This is a genomic window from Haloarcula pellucida (genome assembly GCF_014647235.1).
Lineage (GTDB): Archaea > Halobacteriota > Halobacteria > Halobacteriales > Haloarculaceae > Haloarcula > Haloarcula pellucida.
On sequence record NZ_BMOU01000001.1, the window covers coordinates 834,943 to 853,115 of the forward strand.

Below are 18,173 nucleotides of genomic sequence, written 5' to 3' on the forward strand. Positions count from 1 at the left end.
CGGACGTACTCGAATCTGTGTTATTAAGTAGCGGAAGGGCGACCTTCCCACCAACATGGGCGTATACGCAGGGGTCGACCTCGGTGCGACACACATCCGTGCGGTCATCGGTGACGCGTCCGGAACGTCGATAGCGTCGTTCAAGCGCGAAACGCCGCGCGGTCCGAACGGCATCGCAGTCACCGAAGCAGTACTCGATGCGCTACGCGAGGCGTGTGCCGCCGCCGACGTGGAACCGACCGACGTGAAAGCGGCCGGCATCGGTTCGTTCGGCCCACTCGACCTCGCCGAGGGCGTCGTCGAAAACCCCGCGAACCTCCCCGACACCATCGACCGCATCCCGCTGACTGGTCCCGTCGAGAACCTGCTCGGCACGTCACAGGTGTACCTCCACAACGACGCCAACGCGGGCGTCATCGGCGAGCGCTACAACTCGGACCGGAACCCGGACGACATGGTGTATCTGACCATCTCCTCGGGTATCGGTGCGGGCGTCGCCGTCGACGGCAACATCCTCAGCGGGTGGGACGGCAACGCGGGCGAGGTCGGGCACCTGACCATCGATCCCCACGGGTTCATGACCTGTGGCTGTGGCCACGACGGCCACTGGGAAGCGTACTGCTCGGGCGAGAACATCCCGCGCTATGCCACCCAACTCCACCGCGAGGACCCCGTCGAGACGGCACTTCCCATCGACACCGAGGGATTCGACGCGGCCGACGTCTTCGAGTACGCCGGCGAGGACGACTTCGCCTCACACGTGTTAGACCAGATCTGTCACTGGAACGCTATCGGCGTCGCCAACATCGTCCACTCCTACGCACCGCTGGTCATCTACGTCGGTGGCGCCGTCGCTATCAACAACCCCGAGCAGATTCTCGACCCGATTCGGGACCGACTCGACCAGATGGTCATGTCGAACATCCCCGACATCCAGTTGACGACGCTCGGCGACGACGTGGTCGTCCGCGGTGCCCTCGCGTCGGCGCTGACAGAAGGGACCGGCGACCCGGCCAGAGGCGTCTGAGGTCGCGTTTTTCCGGTCGATACCGCTGTAACCGCTTCGGACTGAGAAAACCGAGCGCCCCTCGCTACTGCTCTGCGGTTCGCTTCGCTCACCGCGTCGCTTCGAAGGGCGCGCGTAGCGCGCCTCGCTACTGCTGCAGGTCGTAGAGCCGACGGAACACCGTCGGCGGGAACCGCGGGTCGACTCTGCTCGGCGGTCGTCCCTGCCCGCTCTGTGCCTCGGACTGGACGCGTTCGACGACGCCGGCCTCGGCCATCTCGTAGAGGAATCGCTTGACCGTCCCGGCCGAGAGGTCCACGGCGGGCGACCCACCGATGGCCTCCGTCGTCGCGGTGACCGAGGAGCGCTCCTCCGGACCGAGGTCGACCAGTTCGCGCAGGACAGCCTGTCGGTTCGGCGGCAGTGAGAGCACGACGCCCAGCGAGACACAGGGGTTCGGTATCTCCTCGAACGCCGCTTCGACGTCGGCCGGCGTCAACTGCGTCCGTCCGGCTTCGGTCGCCCGGTCGGTGGCGATAAACAGCGCCGCGAGTGCGTCGTGCGCATCGCCGTCGGCCCACTCGGCGATGTCGCGGGCCAGCCCGTGGTCCAGCGCTTGTTGTGCCAGCCCGACAGACGACCGCGTCATCAACACGTCGACCAGCATCTGGCGCTGGTAGTGGTCGACGTGAATCGATTCGGCGGTGTACTCCGTGAGCACCGTCTCGGTCGGGTTCAACCGACCGATTGCCATCCAACTGACGTTGCTCGGCAGGCCGGCGAAGAGGTCCACGAGGTCGCTCTCGCTGGTGCTTCGTGGCTCCCCGACGTGGTCGACGGTGACCACGACGCCGGTCCGGGTGCCGCCCAGTACCTCGTGCAGGCGCGACCGGAGCGTCTCCGTCCCGACGCCGTGTTCGGGCACCGACTCGTCGACGAGTGCATCGAGTACCGCGTGGTAGAACGCGAACTCGCTGGTGGTCTGGCGTGCGTCAACGTAGACGAACGCCGGGGAGGTCGGGGACTGGGCACGGGTGCTGGTGTGGATGACCGCCCGGTTCTCCGTGGGGAGACGTTCGAGGTGTGTAAAGAGCGCCGTCACGACCGCGGACTTCCCCGACCCCTTCGGACCGTAGACGTATGCGTTCGGCGGCAGTTTGCCGTCGAAAACGGGGTCGAGGTGGTCGAGCAGTCGCTCGAGGACGGGGCCACGGTCGGCCGGTTCCTCGATGTGGGTCACCGGAGACAGCGACTCGTAGTCTTGAACCAGCCGCGGCTCGTCGCCACGGCGCTGCCGACGCTTGATTCGCGCTTCGATATCCATGCTTTAGTTCGGGTGTTCGGTATGTACCGCTCGTTCTGGGAAACAAAAAGGCGTGTGACTTACGGCAGCGGGATCCAGACGGACGTCGGGAAGACGCCGACGATGGCCAGCACGCCGATGATGAACGTCGCGATGACGATAGCTGCCGCGGGTGGGTCAAAGTGGGTGTCAGAGTGCGCATAGAAGATACGCTGGACGACTTCGCCAGCGAGTGCGCCGATGAGTCCGAACACCGCTGCGGCGATTATCTGGACCGGTTCGCCACCGAGGGGTGCGACGGCGAGCGCCGCCGTGCTGGCGGGCAAGGTCATGTGGTGGGTGACCGGAATCTTCTCGACGCCGAGGTTCAGGAACGTCAGCGACGCCGCGGAGATGCCGAACCCGAGGAACGCGCTCCCGGTGACGATGGCGATCCAGCCGCCGAGCAGGCCGGCGACGATGCCTATCGTGGCGACGTTGGCCCACTTGTACTGGTGGGGGAGCCACGGTTCGACGGCCAGACGCGTGGCGCTGACCGTGCCGCCGTCGGTGGCGACGCGCTCTTCACCCTTCTCGAAGGGCGACATGTCGAGGACGTTGCGGTTGCCGGCACCCACGATGGGGTAGCCAAAGACGAGTCGGTGGGCAACGGCCGAGAGGACCACGGCGATTGCGATGGGGTCCCACGGCGCGCCGATGGCACCCGAGACGCGAGTGATGACGAGACCGAGGATGCCAAAGAGACCACCGACTGCGAGGATGTCCGGGCGGGTGCCCAGCGCGTACGCGATGTCCTTCGCGGGGTGGTAGTCACCGTCGGCCGGTTCCGGGAGCCCATCGTTCTTCGCGGCGTAGGCGGCCGCCGCCGCACCGGCCGCAAAGGAGATGTGTGGGCCAAAGACCGGACCGAAGGCGATAGAGCCAGTGACGCCGACGCCGATTTCGCCGGCGGGGATATCCGAGACCGTCCCGAGTTCGGCGACGAGGATGTTCACCGCCTCGCCAGCGATGACCATGAAGCCGGTGAAACAGAACGCCGGCAGCGCCCCGATAGCGGCCCCGAACGCGCCGCCCGCGAAGGCGGCGAGCAGGAGCGCGATGAAGCGCGGCACTTCGACGCCGAACAGCGGAATCTGAAGGAGCAGGTCGGCCGCCATCCGTTACTCCTCCTTGGCCCAGTCCAGCGAGCGGTCGACGGCGTCGTCCCACCGGCTGTACAGTTTGTCGACTTCGTCGGCATTCTTCTCGGGGCTGAACTCGCGGTCGATCTGCCAGTTATCGCGGAGTTCGTCCACGGTGTCCCAGTAGCCGACGGCCAGACCCGCGGCGTAGGCAGAGCCGAGCGCGGTGGTTTCGTCGACTTCCGGACGGGCGATGTCCGTCTGGATGATGTCGGACTGCAGTTGACAGAGGAAGTTGTTCTTGACCGCACCACCGTCGACGCGCAGCGACGTCGTCTCGACGCCGGAGTCGGCCTCCATGGCCTCGGCCACGTCACGCGTCTGGTACGCGATGGATTCGAGGGTGGCACGCACGATGTGTTCCTTCCGGGTCCCACGCGTCATGCCGACGATGGTCCCGCGGGCGCGGCCGTCCCAGTGCGGGGCGCCGAGGCCCGTAAAGGCCGGCACCATGTAGACGCCGTCGGTCGAGTCGACCGAGCGGGCCAGTTCCGCCGTCTGGGCGGCGTTGTTGATGAGGTCGACGTCTTCGAGCCACTCGATGGCGGCACCGGTGATGAAGATAGCGCCCTCCAGGGCGTACTGAACGGGTTCGCCGGACATCTGGAACCCGATGGTCGTCAGGAGCCCGTGGTCGGATTTGACGGCCTCCGTGCCGGTGTTCATCAGGTAGAACGAACCGGTTCCGTAGGTGTTCTTCGCGTCACCCTCGTCGAAACAGGTCTGGCCGAACAACGCGGCCTGCTGGTCGCCCAGCGCGCCCGCGACGGGAATCTCCTCGCCGAGGAAGCCGTCGGGGTCCGTGGTCCCGTAGTACTCCTCGTCGGAGGACGGACGGACCTCCGGCACCATGGACTCGGGCACGCCGAACTCGTCTAAGAGTTCGTCGTCCCACTCGAGGTCCCGGATGTTGTACAGCATCGTCCGCGACGCGTTGGTGACGTCCGTGATGTGGTTCCCGGTGAGGTTGTAGATGAGCCACGTGTCGATAGTCCCCATCATGAGCTCGCCGGCCTCGGCGCGGTCCTGCAGGTCCTCCCCACGGGAGCTCTGCATCTTGAGCGGCTCGGCGTTCTCGAGAATCCACTCGGTCTTCGTCGCAGAGAAGTACGCGTCACACTCGAGGCCGGTCTTCTCGCGAATCTCCTCGACTTTGCCGGCCTCCTGAATCTCTTCGACGCGGTCGGTCGTCCGGCGGTCCTGCCAGACGAGGGCGTTGTGGACCGGCTTTCCGGTCTCTCTGTCCCACACGACGGTCGTCTCACGCTGGTTCGTGATGCCCAGCGCCTCTAGCTGGCTGGCTTCGAGGCCGCCCTCGTCGAGGCCCCGCCTGACGACTTCCTGCGTGTTCTCCCAGATTTCGAGCGGGTCGTGTTCTACCCAGCCCGGCTCCGGGTAGATCTGTTCGTGCTTCTCGTACGCGTTGGCGACCACCTGACCGCTGTGGTCGAATACCATGAAGCGCGTACCGGTCGTACCTTGGTCGATCGAACCGACGTATGTGTCTGCCATTGGTGTGTTCTCCGTTCGGGCGAGTCTTGTTTATCCAAGACTCCACCTTGTGAGTAAACAATATAGTGAATCATTATAAAGATTACTCACAATGCCGGGCCGGAGATAAAAAATACGAAATGATTCTTCTTTCACTTCGACGCGTACGTTCGGAGTCGTTTCTCTACCCGTTCGTTGACGCGTGCCAACTCCTCGCTCACTTCCTCGACGTTCGTAATGTGGTCGATACCCTCTTCGATAATCGTCCGCACGCTGTCGAAGGGACCTATCTGGGCGCCGCGGGTCGCCGTCGTGTCCGTCGTGGCGACCAACTGGTCGAACGCGGTGGCGTAGTGCGGGTTCTCCTCGAACCACCCGTCGGATCGTAGCTTCGGAATCGCCGCCTCGCTGACCGGGAAGTACCCCGTCTCGCGGTGCCAGCGCATCTGCTGTTCCGGTCGGGTGAGCCACGTCAGGAACCGACTGACCGCGTTCTGCGTCTCTCGGGGCAAGTCGTCGCTGACCCACAGCGACGCCCCGCCGACGAGGACACCGGTCCGCTCGTCCTCGACCGGGAGCCTCCCGGTCCCGACGTCGAAGTCCGCCCCAGACTCGATGGCCTGTAACGACGACGAGGACCCGACGACCATCGCGGCTTTTCCGTCGTGGAACGCGTTCCTCGCCTTGCCCCGGGCCTCGATGCCGGGGTCCAGATAGAGGCCGTCGTCCGCCATGCCGACCCACCACTCGACGAGCGACTGGCCGAACTCGCCGTCGAGGTTCGCCGACCGTGGCACGCCGGTACGGCCGTTCTCGTTGTCCACCAGCAATTCGTCTGCCTCCGCGAACCACTGCTCGACGAACCACGAGTAGTTCGCGAACGTGATGCCGTAGTCCGCGTCGGTCTGTGAGACGAGTTGCTCGGCGGCGCTGCGGACCGCATCGAACGTCTGGGGCGGCGAGTCTGGATCGAGTCCCGCTTTGCGGAATCCGTCCCGGTTGTACGCGAGGACGGGGTTCGATGCGTTGAACGGGAGCGACTGCAACTGGCCGTCCATGCGGTAGTAGTTCGAGACGGGGTCGAGGAGCGAGTCGATGTGGTCCGACGGGAGCAACTGTTCGACGGGCACGAAATATTCACTCTCGCGTGCGCGCGTACTACCGATCTCGAAAATCTGTGCGATGGTGGGGCCGGCCCCGGCAGCGGCGGCGTCCAGCGTCGCTTCGAGCGTCCCGCGATAGCTCCCCTTCGAGGTCAGCGAGATGCTGATGCTCTCGGTCTCCGATTCGAACTCGTTCGCGAGCGATTCGAGTACCAGAGCCTTCTCACCGCCCATCGCGTGCCAGAACTCGACGACGGTCTCGTCCGCGCCCGCCGTCGACTCCGCTCCGGCGAGTTCGAACCGGTCGAGGGTGCGCTCCAGTGACTCGGCCCGTTCGGTGAGCGTCGAGACCCGAGTCGAGACCTCGGCTAGTTCCGTCGTCTGTTCCTGTGCGGCGTCGGCCGCCGTGTCTGCCTCCTCGGCGGTCCGGTCGCTGATCTCGCCGACTTCGTCGACCATCGAGACGACTTCCTGGGTCGACTGGGCCTGCGTGTCGGTCGCGTCGTCTATCTCCTGGACGCTCGCGTCCACGTCGTCCACACGCTGGACGACGGCGTCGAGTTCGTCGAGCGCCCGGTCGACGGCCCCGTGCGTGCTCTCGACGGTGGTCCGGGTGTGGTGCATCTCCTCGACCGTCGCCTCGGCGTGGTCGTGTACCCTGTCGATGGAGGACGCTATCTCGTCGGTCGCCCGCTTCGTCTCGCTGGCGAGGTTCTTCACCTCGTTGGCGACGACGGTGAACCCGTCTCCCTCGGCCCCGGCGCGTGCGGCCTCGATGTTGGCGTTGAGCGCCAGTATGTTGGTCTGGTCCGCGACGTCGGTGATGAACTCGACGATGTCCTCGATGTCGGTCATGAGTTCGTTCAGTCGTTCGACCTTCTTGGCCGTCTCCTCGGCGTGCCTCGTCAGTTGGTCGAGTTCCGCCATCGCGTCGCCGGCGGCTTCTTGTGCCGTCGAACCCCGACTGCTCGCCTCCTTCGAGGTGTCGGCTACCTCGTTGGCGGACGCGGCGATTTCCTCGATAGTGGCCGAGAGACTCCGCATCTCGTCGGAGATGTCCTGAATGCGCTCGCTCTGGGTTCGGGACCCCGCCGAAATCTCGTCGACGGCACCGCTGACGTCCCTGCTGGAGCCTTTCACGCTATCGAGTCGGTCGTCGACCCGTTCGGTGGCCGAAGAGACCTGTTCGCTGAACGACGCCATCCGGTCGACCGTCTCGCGCCACTCCGAGACGAGGTCGTCGTACGCGTCGTAGAGGCCCGCTGCGCGGTCGGTCGGTGGCGTCCCGGGCGTCGCAGTGAGGTCACCGTCCGCGTTCGCCTCGGCGACGGTCGCCAGTCGCTCGACGGCCGCTTCGAGGTCGTTCCGTCTGGCACGTTCGGCTGCGAGTTCGGCTTCGAGACGCGCTATCTCTCGTGTCGCGGCCGATTTTGGCTCGGTTGTAGTCTCGCCGACCGAGTCGTCGGCCGCGGTTCCCGATTCGTCGGCGTCCGTCGCCGAGTCGTTGGCTCGACGGTCCGAGCGGTGGTCTGCCGTCCCGCCGTCGGTTTCGACGGCTGGCTCGCTCCGGAACGGGTACCTGTCAGTCATACCTGTTTGTCCTCCCGTGTCTCGAATCCTACCATGTTAATCCGTGCCTCAGTAATCAAACATAATCGTATATAATAGTTACTGGTAACGCCGTGCCGATAGTAATTATGGTATGATTGCCGTACTCACGCCCTCATCTGGGCGAATTCTCTCGTTTTAGGCGCTTAGAGCGCGAAATAGTCTGTCGGGGGTCGACGTCGGGGTGAGACGGACTATGCGTGTCTACAACTCACACAACAGCCGAGACGATCATGATTACCAATAAAATTTACTGGCGAACCCCGGTTCAACGGTAAAATAAAGTGGGTGCGCTCCAAAACGCAGGTATAACAGATGGTATCGACACCACACATCGCCGTCATCGGCGGCGGTTCGACCGGCGTGGGCATCGCCCGTGACCTCGCGATGCGAGGGCTCGACGTGACGCTCGTCGAGCAGGGGAACCTCACACACGGGACGACCGGCCGGATGCACGGCCTGCTTCACAGCGGCGGGCGATACGCTGTCTCCGACCAGGCCAGCGCCACGGAGTGTATCGAAGAGAACCGCGTCCTCCGGGATATCGCCAGTCACTGCGTCGAGATGACCGGCGGGATGTTCGTCAAGCGCCCCGAAGACTCCGAGGAGTACTTTCAGGAGAAGTTACAGGGGTGCAAGGAGTGCGGTATCCCCGCGGAAGTCGTCTCCGGCGAGGAAGCCCGGCAGATGGAGCCACACCTCGCGAAAGACGTCGAGAAGGCCATTACGGTCCCCGACGGGGCTATCGATCCGTTCCGCCTCGTCGTCGCCAACGCCGCCAGCGCACAGGAACACGGCGCGCGCATCGAGACGCACTCGAAGGTGACGGACCTCCTCGTCGAGGACGACGAAGTGGTCGGCCTCGAAGTCGAACACGCTTCCGGACCGGGCAAGCGCGTCCACGGCACCGAGGGCGGCACCGAGGCGATCCGTGCGGACTACGTCGTCAACGCGACGGGCGCGTGGGCCGGTCGTATCGGTGACATGGCCGGCCTCGACATCGCCGTCCGCCCATCGAAGGGCGTGATGACCATCATGAACGTCCGACAGGTCGATACGGTCATCAACCGTTGCCGGCCGAAGGGCGACGCCGACATCGTGGTCCCCCACGAGACGACGGCCATCCTCGGGACGACGGACGAGGAAGTCGAGGACCCGGAGGACTACCCCGAGGAGCAGTGGGAGGTCGACCTGATGATAGAGACGCTGTCGGAACTGATTCCGATGCTCGAAGAGGCCCGGACGATTCGCTCGTTCTGGGGCGTCCGACCGCTGTACGAACCCCCGGACGTCGGCAGCGAGGACCCGACCGACATCACGCGGGACTTCTTCCTGCTGGACCACGAGGAACGCGACGACCTGCCGGGCATGACGAGCATCGTCGGCGGGAAGTTCACCACCTACCGGATGATGGGCGAGCAGATTTCCGATCACGTCTGCGGGAAGTTCGGCATCGACGCCGCGTGTCGGACCGCAGACGTTCCGCTGCCCGGCAGCGAGGACTTCTCTGTCCTCCGGGACTACATGGACGAGTTCGGCCTCCGGTCGCCCATCGGTCGCCGGAGCGTCGAACGACTCGGCTCCCGGGCCGACGAGGTACTGAAGACGGACGGCCCGAACCCGACTGTCTGTGAGTGTGAGGGCGTCACTCGCGCCGAGATTCAGGACGCCATCGGGCAGTCCGGCTCGGACCTCAACGCCGTCCGTATTCGCACTCGCGCCTCGATGGGGAACTGTCAGGGCGGCATCTGTACCCACCGGATGGCCAGCGAACTTCACGGCGAGTACGACGAGAGCGTCGTCCGCGACGCGTGGGACGAACTACTGCAGGAACGCTGGAAGGGCCAACGGCACGCCCTCTGGGGCGAGCAACTCTCACAGGCGGCGCTGAACTACGCGCTGCACGCGACGACCCAGAACCGCGACAACGACCCCGCCGGAGGGGACCCGGTCGACTTCGCCGCGTTCGACACCGGCGTCGACCACACCGGCGATTCCGGCCCGGCCGACGTCGCCGCCGACGGGGGGACGCCCGATGGCGATTGAGTCAGAGATTCTCGTCGTCGGCGGTGGGCTAGCCGGTCTCTCAAGCGCCCTCGCGGCCGCCCGCGACGGTGCCGACGTCCGCCTCGTCTCCTACAAGCAGAGCACGCTCCGGCAGGCGTCCGGGTTGGTCGACCTCCTCGGATACACGCCCGACGGGGAGGGCCCACTGACCGACCCCTACGCCGCGATGGCCGACCTGCCCGCCTCTCACCCGTACCAGACCGTCGGTGTCGAGACGGTCAGGGAGGCGATGGCGATGTTCGACGAGGTCAGCGATTACGAGGGTGGCCACACCGACACCAACGCCCTCCTGCCCACCCACGGCGGGAGTATCAAACCCACCGCCCGCTACCCACGCGGCGCGGCGGCAGGGCTGGCGAGCGACGACCGGGACACCCTGCTTGTCGGCATCGAGGCGATGACGGACTTCGACGCGCCACACGTCGCCGACCACCTCGACGCCGTCGGCGTCCCGTTCGGCGTGCGCGGCGAGACCATCCGGTTCCCGGGCGACCTACGAGCGGACGCGAAGGTCACCCGCTACGCGAAACTGCTGGACACGAACGGCGAGGTGGCGGTGCGCGGCCGGAACGTCCCGGCACGCGAGGCCCTCGCACAGCGCGTGAACCCGCTCGTCGAGGACGCGGAGCGCGTCGGCTTCCCGGCGATTCTGGGCGACGACAACCCCGGTGCCATCCGCGACGCCCTCGGCGACCAGATGGGCGTCGACGTGTTCGAGGTCCCGATGGGCCCGCCGTCCCTGCCGGGCCTGCGACTCGAAGACAGACTGTTCGAGGCGTTGGACGAGAGCGGCGCGAGTTTCGAGACCGGCAACCCCATCGTCGACTTCGATGGTGACGGGCACGTAGAGCGCGTCTTCATGGAGAAGAACGGCGCTCGAATCCCGCTCTCGGCCGACCAGTACGTCCTCGCGACCGGCGGCCTCGTCGGGAAGGGCGTCGAGTCCGACCGTGAGGGCGTCAGCGAACCCGTCTTCGACTGTCACGTCCCCCACAGCGACGACCGGTACGACTGGTTCGACACGGCCGTCTTCGGCGACCATCCGTTCGCCGGGTTCGGCGTCGAGACGGACGACGACCTGCGACCGCTGTCCGCGGACGGCGACGTGGAGTTCGACAACCTTCGGGCCGCGGGCAGCGTCCTCGGCGGCTACGACTTCGCGGCGGAGAAATCGGGGAGCGGCGTCTCGATTGCGACAGGCTACGCGGCGGGCGCGAGCGCCGCAGCGGAGGTACGATGAGCGACGCACAACCTACAGACTTCGACCCAGTGGAACCGAACACGGGCGAGGACTTCGAACCGGTCGAAGTGTTCCCCGACAGCGACGACTTCGACCTGCGACCGGGAGCGGACTCCTGCTATAAGTGCTCGGTCTGTGATACGAACTGTCCGGTGGCGGAAGTCGACGACGACTTCCCCGGGCCGAAGTTCCAGGGCCCCGAGCAGTGGCGCCTGAAACAGACCGACGACGGCTACGAGATAGACGACTCCGTCATGTCGTGTTCGAACTGCATGCGCTGTGACTCGGCCTGTCCCTCCGGTGTCCCCCTCAGCCAGATGCACAACACCGCTCGCGGGGAGTACGTCGAGGAGCAGATGGACAAACTGTCCGTCGAGTACGTCCGCAACCGCATCCTCTCGAACTACCGCCTGTCGGCCAGCATCGCCAGCAAGGTACCCCGACTGGCGAACTTCGCGATGAACTTCGGGCCGGCCCGCTGGGCCATGGAGAAGACGATGGGCGTCACGAGCGAGCGAGACTTCCCCGAGTTCGCCCAGCAGACGTTCCGCCAGTGGTGGGCCGCCCGCGGGGGTGCCGACGCCTCCCGAGAGAACGCGATAGAGAGCCGCGAACGCCGCGGCGAACCGGCCGAGGCCGACAAGAAAGTGGCGTACTTCCACGGCTGTTACTCCAACTACAACACGCCGGAAGTCGGCAAGGCCATGGTCCACGTCTTCGAGTACTTCGGCTACGAAGTCGTCGCCCCCGAACAGAAGTGCTCGGGGACGCCGATGTTCGCCAACGGGATGCTTGACGACGCCCGCCGGCACGCCGAGGTCAACGTCTCGTCGATGTCGGACCTCGTCGACGAGGGGTACGACGCCATCGCGTCCTGCACCTCCTGTTCGATGGCGCTCAGACAGGAGTACCCCGAACTGTTCGACATCGACGGCATCGAGGACGTCGCGTCGAACACCTACGAGGCCATCGAGTACCTCCGCATCCACGAGGACGTGAAAGGCGAGATAGAGTCGGCCGAAGTGTCCGGCGAGCTGGCCGAGGAGTTCGCCTACCACGCGCCGTGTCACGCCCGCAATCAGGGCCTCGAACGGCAGGCCGTCGAACTGTTCCGCGACCTAGACGGCGTCGGCGTCGAGGACGTCGGCGACTCCTGCTCGGGCATCTCCGGCACTTACGGCTGGAAGGAGGAGAAGTACGAGAAGTCCATGGAGATCGGCGACGAGATGTTCGAGCACATGGAACACGCCGAGGGCGAGACGGGCATGACCGAGTGTCCAACCTGTGCGATGCAGATGGAACACGGCACCGGCTACGAGATTCGACACCCCCTCGAACTCGTCGAAGCAGCGGTGGTCGAGTAACGGAACCGACCGCCGGATCGGCGTCGGTCCCGGCCTCGTTTTCACACCGCCGACGGCCGTGCCGTCTCGACAGTGCCGTAGCTACGCTGTCGTCACGTCCAGAAACAGTGGTAGAACGATTCGAGAGCGGTTACTCGCCGCGAACGAAGGTGACCGGGCACGGCGCGTTGAGCATGACCTCCTGTGCGGTCGAACCGAAGACGGCCTTTCCGGTCGGGGAGCGCTTGCGACCGCCGACGACGACGAGGTCCGCACTGACCTCCTCGGCGAGGTCGACGATCTGTTGGCCGTGGTTACCGACGGCCCCGCGGACGCTGAGTTCGATACCGGCGTCGTTGAGTCGCTTTTCGAGTTCCCGGACGGTGGTGTGTCGGTCGGCGACCTCGTCGGGGTCGGCCTCGGCGGCGGACTCGAACTCCAGTCGGTCGACGACGTTCTCGTACTCGTCGTCGGTGAAGACGTGGGCAATGACGACCTCGGCCCCGGTCGGGCCGGCGATGTCGGTGACTGTCGCTGCGAGTTCGTCGATACGGTCCTTGTCGTTCGGGCCGACGGCGAGGAGAATCTTCTGAAGTGCCATAGCGGGTGTCCACAGGGGACCACAGTAAATGCTTCGGTGGATACAACTGGTGTTGTTAGCGATTGACAATCGGAGAACCGTGGTCGTGGGCGGGTTATCCGGTGTTTTTCATCCCGGCCGCGATACCTTGCACCGTCAGGCGGAGCGTGCGCTTTTCGGTCTCCGTCAGGTGCGACTGGGCGAGTAAGCGGACCTGCAGGAGGTTCAGCGGGTCCACGTAGGGGTTGCGGCGTTCGAGGTTCTGTTCCAACCAGTCACGGGCGAGGAGACCGTCGCGGCCCGTGATGTCGAGGACGAGGTCGACCGTCTCCTCGTACTCGGACTTGATTCGCGGGAAGATGCGCTCTCGCAGGTCGTCGTCGGCGAGGTCGGCGTACTGCTCGGCGATGTCCATCTCCGTCCGGGCGAGCGCGAGCGACGCGTTGTCTATCTTCGTGCGGAAGAACGGCCACTCCTCGTACATCTCTTGGAGCGTCTCGACGTCGCCGCCGTCCTCCAGATAGGCGTTCAGCCCCGTCGCGATGGAGTACCAGCCGGGGATGATACAGCGGGCCTGCGTCCACGAGAACACCCACGGGATGGCCCGCAGGTCGTCGACGCTACGGTCCTCGCTCCGGGAGGCCGGACGCGACCCCATGTTGAGGTTCTCGATGACCGTGATGGGCGTCGCCTGCTCGAAGTAATCGACGAAGCCGTCGGTCTCCAGCAGATCCTGATACTCGTCGCGGGCGGCGTCGGAGGCCGTCTCCATGGCCTCCATCCACTCGTCGGGAATCTCCTCGACGGGTTCGTGCATGGAGTTGTGCCGGGCCCGAACCTGCGCGTTGAGCATCTGTTCGAGGTTGCGCTCGGCGATGTCGTGGTTGGCGTACTTCTCGGCGATGGCCTCGCCTTGCTCGGTGAACTTGATCTGTCCGGTCACCGTCTCGTTGGGCAGGGCCAGCATCGCGTCGTTCATCGGGCCGCCGCCGCGGGAGATGGAGCCACCGCGACCGTGGAACAGGCGCATCTCGACGTCGTAGTCGTCGGTGATGTTCGCCAGTCGCTTCTGGTTGTTGTACAGCGACCAGTTGGCGGCGAGGAACCCGTTCTCCTTGTTGGAGTCGGAGTAGCCGAGCATGATCTCCTGGACGCCGTTGCGGGCCTCAAGCGCCTGCGAGTAGGCCTCGTTCTCGAACAGCGTCCCCATGATGCGGCGGGCACCGGAGAGCGCGTACTCCGATTCGAGCAGCGGGACGATATCGAGGCCGCAGTAGCCGGGCAGGTCGACGATGCCGACCTGATCGGCGAGGAAGAGGACTTCCAGCACGTGACTGGACTCCTCACACCAGCTAATCGCGTAGGTGTCGATGGCGTCGACACCGAACTCGTTTTGCCAGTCGGCCGTCTCGCGGAAGCGACGGAGGACGCGGGCCGAGTCGTCCGAGAGTCCGTCGGTGTCTTCCGTGTCGATGACGGTGCCGTCCTGCAGGATGGCCTCGGTGAGGAACTCGACGCGTTCGTCCTCGTCCATCCCGGCGTAGTCGATGCCCTGTCGGTCGACGGCCTCCGCGATGGCGTCGGTGTGCATCTTGCGGTGGTCCCGCAGGTCCAGACTGGCAAGCGAGAAGCCGAACGTGTCGACCTTCCGGACGAGCGGGTCGACGTGGGACTCGGCGATGACCTCGGCGTCGTTGTCGCGGAGGCTCTCGGCGATAGCCCGGAGGTCCTTCAGCAGTTCCTCGGGCCCGTCGTAGCCGCCCTGTCGTACGTCGCTGACGCGCAGTACCGACTCGCGCATCAGTTTGAGCTTCTGGCGGTACGGCTCGTCGGGGTACCGTTCTTCGGCCTCGCTCGCGACGCCGGGCAGGCGCTCCTTGTGGTCGCTGAGTCGCTCGTCGAAGGTGGCGTCGGTCGTGATGTTCGAGGCGTCCTGACTGAGGACGCCGGAGAGTGACTTCAGACGGTCGCGGTAGAGCGGGAGAATCGTATCTCGCTGTCGTTCCAGCGTCTCCTCGGTGACTTCCGGCGTGACGAAGGGGTTGCCGTCGCGGTCCGACCCGGCCCACGAGCGGAACTCGTACAGCCGCGGAACCTCGACGTCGCCCTCGTACTCCTCGTCGAGGGCGCGTTCGAGTTCGTCGTACACCTCGTCGATGACGTCGAAGAGGACGTTTTCGAGGTACCACTGGACGTTGAGCGCCTCGTCGGTGACCTCCGGGCGGCGGTCACGGACCTGTGGCGTCTGCCAGAGGCTGGTGACTTCGGCGTCGAGGTCGCGCTCGATACGCGCCTCCTCGCGGTCGGTCAGTCGGATCTCGTCGAGCGCTTCGAGGTCGTTCGCGACCGAGCGGAGTTTGGCCTTGACCGTCTTCCGACGGGCCTCGGTCGGGTGAGCGGTAAAGGTCGGCTGGATGAGGACGTCGTCGAGTACGTCGGCGACCTCCTCGGCGTCTGCCCCTCGGTCGGAGAGTTTCTTCACCGCGTCGAGGACGCTGTCTTCGAGGACGCCCTCCTGACTCCCCTCTCGAATCTCGCGGACGCGCTGGCGCTCTTCTGCGAGGTTGATGAGTTCGAAGTAGGTCGTAAACGCCCGAGCGACGATGTCCTGCATCTCGGGGTTGAGACGGTCGAGGGTCTGTCCGACGTCCGCTCGCGTCTCGGAATCCCCGCGTCGGTACTCGATAGAAGCGGTCCGGATTCGTTCGACAATCTCGAACGCCTCGGTCGACGATTGAGCCTCGAGAACGTCACCTAGGAGTTCGCCCAACTCCCGCACGTCCTGGTTTATCTCTCTGGCGTGCAAAGTCATACCAGTCCCTCCCGAGTGGAGGCCTAAAACACTATTGAAACGGGGTGGCACAGTTCCCTCGTCGTCCGTGTTCGTTCGTGATGGAATCCCGGATTCGGACCGTCGACCGAGTGAAGCTGACAGTCCGTTACACAATCCCGGGAGAGAGTTCACAGTTCGTGCCCGTAACGAATAGTCACACACAAAGGAAGAATTATTTATACGTGTGGCGAGTGGGTTATGAGATAACGTACCTGGTCAATGATTGACATCGCCATGGACATGGAACAGTACGACTGCCCGTTCATCGACACGACGGCAGACCATGGAATGGCATTCGCTGCCGTTCACTGGGAGTTCGACAGCGCAAACCGCGAACTGGAGACGCGGATGGTCGTCGAAGCGGACGACGGGGACGTGCTGGATACCGGCCTCGATGCGCTGCGGACCCACACCAACATGAACGACGTCGCACTGCTCCGTCGGCAGGGCGAGGTGGCCCACGTCCGCACAGTCATCGAGGAGACGGCGGCGATGGAGACGATCCGGAACAACGGCGGGTACATCACCGGCCCGTTCCACATCGAAGCCGGGAGCGAGGTGTGGCACGTCGGGTTCGATAGGGGACGGGACGCCGACGACACCCTCTCGGAACTGGACCGGGACAACGAGTTCGACGTCATCGAACGGTCGGCCGAAAGCCTCCCCCGATTACAGGACGTCGTCCAGAACGCCGGAGCGGCGATGACGCTCGTCGAAGGGTGTCGTGACCTCTCGGCGACGGAACGCGAGACGCTGGAGGAAGCCGTCTCGTCGGGCTACTTCGAGAGCCCTCGCGACACGACGTTGGGGTCGCTGGCCGACGAGTTCGGCGTCTCGAAGCCGGCCGTCTCGAAGAACCTCCGGCGCGGCGAGCGCAAGATGATAGAGCGGGCCGTCGAAGCGCTCGAAGATATCGACTCCTGAACGACGCCCGCCGGCGTTAACATGTTAACGTCGAACACTATGGTCATCGTTCGTGTAGATAACTCCGTATGCGAGACAAAGTAACACGGCGTCGTGTTCTCGGTTCGCTCGGGGTCGGCATCGCCGGTCTCAGCGGGTGCGTAAACGAGAACGGAAGCGACGGCGGCGACGGTGGAACCGACGGCGGCGACGGCAACTCCAGCATGACAGGCGACGGCACTGCCACGGGCGACGGGTCGGACAGCACGCAATCGGTCAGTATCGGAATGCTCCAGCCGCTCTCCGGGGACCTATCGTACTACGGCAAGCAGGCCCTCTGGGGCTTTCTCTCCGGCCTCGCGTACAAGGCTGGGGAGGACCCACCCACCGACACTAGCACCGGCCAACTGTCGATGACCGTCGGCGACGTCGAGTACACCGTCTACGTCCGGGACTCGGAGTTCGCCGCCGACACGGCACAGACGGCCGCGACGAACCTCGTCGAGAACCAGCAGGTCGACATGCTGGCCGGGTGTTCCTCCTCTGGGGCGGCCAGTCGGGTCGTCACCAACGTGGTCAATCAGGCCAGCGTCCCGATGATGGTCGGCCCGGCGGCCTCGGCCGGCATCACGTCGAACAGCGAGACCTGTAGCGACCTCGTCTACCGCGCCAGCGAGAACACGGCCATGGACGCTCGCTCTGGCGGGAAGTACGTCGCCAACGAGACGGACGTCTCGACGGTGTACCTCTTCGGCGCTGACTACTCCTTTGGACGGGCCGTCGTCAACAACTACGAGGCCGTCCTGCAGGACGAGGGCGTCGACATCGTCGGCAAGCGGTTCGTCGAGAGCGGCTACGCCGAGTGGGAAGGGTTGCTCGACAACGCCGAGGAATCGGGCGCCGAGGGCGTCGTCGGCGGATTCACCGTCGCGACGCTCCCGAGCATGTTCAACGCCTTCCTCTCGGGGGAGTACTCCTACCGCGTCTTCGGGGGGTTCGCGACGCGCATCACCAACAGCGTCGTCGGCGGGACGATGCAGAGCGTACTGGGCGAACCGCTCACGAAGCAGAAGATTCGGAACTCCCAACTCGGGCCGTTCACGACCCGGTACCACTGGAACCAGTACGACAACGACGTCAACGACGCCTTCGTCGACAGTTACACCAGCACCTACGGCGTCGTCCCGGACCTCTTCACCTCGGGGACGTTCACCGGCGCGTCGGCCATCCATCAGGCTATCACCGAGGGCGGGTCGACGGCCGGCGCCGACATCGCGGGCGCCCTGAAAGGCATGACCGTCACGGACACGCCGAAAGGCAAGAACGGCTACACCTTCCAGGAGTACAACAACCAGGCCCGCTCGGCGATGACCGTCGCGAACCCCATTCCGACCACCGACGAGTGGGCCGATAGCTGGGGTGCGGCCATCATGCCCGGCCAGCCACTCGCACGCATCGACGGGAGCGGGGCGACGATTCCGAGAGACAGCGACCAGATGGGTTGCTCGCTGTAAC

12 protein-coding genes are annotated in these 18,173 nt (G+C 65.1%); 6 read left to right on the forward strand and 6 right to left on the reverse strand.

Going from position 1 to position 18,173, the window contains the following annotated elements:
• Positions 1-55: 55 nt before the first annotated feature.
• Positions 56-1,027, forward strand: a complete 972-nt coding sequence (locus IEY28_RS04395) for an ROK family protein (protein WP_188994884.1) — start codon at positions 56-58, stop codon at positions 1,025-1,027.
• Positions 1,028-1,154: 127 nt separating this feature from the next.
• On the opposite strand, the gene IEY28_RS04400 is transcribed toward IEY28_RS04395, so the two are convergent.
• The 4 genes from IEY28_RS04400 to IEY28_RS04415 form a co-directional block, all read right to left on the reverse strand.
• On the reverse strand, positions 1,155-2,330 hold the full coding sequence (locus IEY28_RS04400) for a Cdc6/Cdc18 family protein (protein WP_188994886.1): 1,176 nt from the start codon (positions 2,328-2,330) through the stop codon (positions 1,155-1,157).
• Positions 2,331-2,389: 59 nt separating this feature from the next.
• Entirely contained in the window at positions 2,390-3,466 is a 1,077-nt protein-coding gene (locus IEY28_RS04405; RefSeq protein ID WP_188994888.1) for a DUF7973 family transport facilitator, read from the reverse strand.
• 3 nt (positions 3,467-3,469) lie between these two features.
• Entirely contained in the window at positions 3,470-5,002 is a 1,533-nt protein-coding gene (gene glpK / locus IEY28_RS04410) for a glycerol kinase GlpK (protein ID WP_188994890.1), read from the reverse strand.
• 131 nt (positions 5,003-5,133) lie between these two features.
• Positions 5,134-7,674, reverse strand: a complete 2,541-nt coding sequence (locus IEY28_RS04415) for a methyl-accepting chemotaxis protein (protein ID WP_188994893.1) — start codon at positions 7,672-7,674, stop codon at positions 5,134-5,136.
• A gap of 333 nt (positions 7,675-8,007) precedes the next feature.
• Here IEY28_RS04415 and glpA point away from each other — a divergent pair, with 333 nt between their 5' ends.
• The 3 genes from glpA to IEY28_RS04430 are packed head-to-tail and all read left to right on the forward strand — an operon-like array spanning position 8,008 to position 12,363.
• Positions 8,008-9,738, forward strand: coding sequence for an anaerobic glycerol-3-phosphate dehydrogenase subunit GlpA (gene glpA / locus IEY28_RS04420; RefSeq protein ID WP_188994895.1), 1,731 nt, complete (start codon positions 8,008-8,010; stop codon positions 9,736-9,738).
• Positions 9,728-10,999, forward strand: coding sequence for a glycerol-3-phosphate dehydrogenase subunit GlpB (gene glpB, locus IEY28_RS04425; RefSeq protein ID WP_188994897.1), 1,272 nt, complete (start codon positions 9,728-9,730; stop codon positions 10,997-10,999). Before glpA ends, glpB begins: the two co-directional genes overlap by 11 nt.
• A complete protein-coding gene (locus IEY28_RS04430) occupies positions 10,996-12,363 on the forward strand; it encodes an anaerobic glycerol-3-phosphate dehydrogenase subunit C (protein WP_188994899.1) in 1,368 nt (455 codons plus the stop codon). Before glpB ends, IEY28_RS04430 begins: the two co-directional genes overlap by 4 nt.
• Before the next feature lie 130 nt (positions 12,364-12,493).
• Here the strand turns inward: IEY28_RS04430 and IEY28_RS04435 are convergent, their stop codons facing one another.
• Both IEY28_RS04435 and ppc read right to left on the reverse strand, forming a co-directional pair.
• Positions 12,494-12,943 (reverse strand): universal stress protein, encoded by a 450-nt coding sequence (locus IEY28_RS04435; protein WP_188994901.1) that lies wholly within the window; start codon positions 12,941-12,943, stop codon positions 12,494-12,496.
• Positions 12,944-13,037: 94 nt separating this feature from the next.
• Positions 13,038-15,734 carry a phosphoenolpyruvate carboxylase gene (gene ppc, locus IEY28_RS04440; protein WP_188994903.1) on the reverse strand — a complete coding sequence of 899 codons (2,697 nt, stop codon included), beginning with the start codon at positions 15,732-15,734 and terminating at the stop codon, positions 13,038-13,040.
• Between the two features lie 240 nt (positions 15,735-15,974).
• On the opposite strand from ppc, the gene IEY28_RS04445 reads away from it, so the two are divergent.
• Positions 15,975-16,679 (forward strand): helix-turn-helix domain-containing protein, encoded by a 705-nt coding sequence (locus IEY28_RS04445; protein WP_188994905.1) that lies wholly within the window; start codon positions 15,975-15,977, stop codon positions 16,677-16,679.
• Positions 16,680-16,747: 68 nt separating this feature from the next.
• Positions 16,748-18,172: an ABC transporter substrate-binding protein gene (locus IEY28_RS04450; RefSeq protein ID WP_188994907.1), complete on the forward strand. Its 1,425-nt coding sequence runs from the start codon at positions 16,748-16,750 to the stop codon at positions 18,170-18,172.
• The last annotated feature ends 1 nt before the right edge of the window (position 18,173 follow it).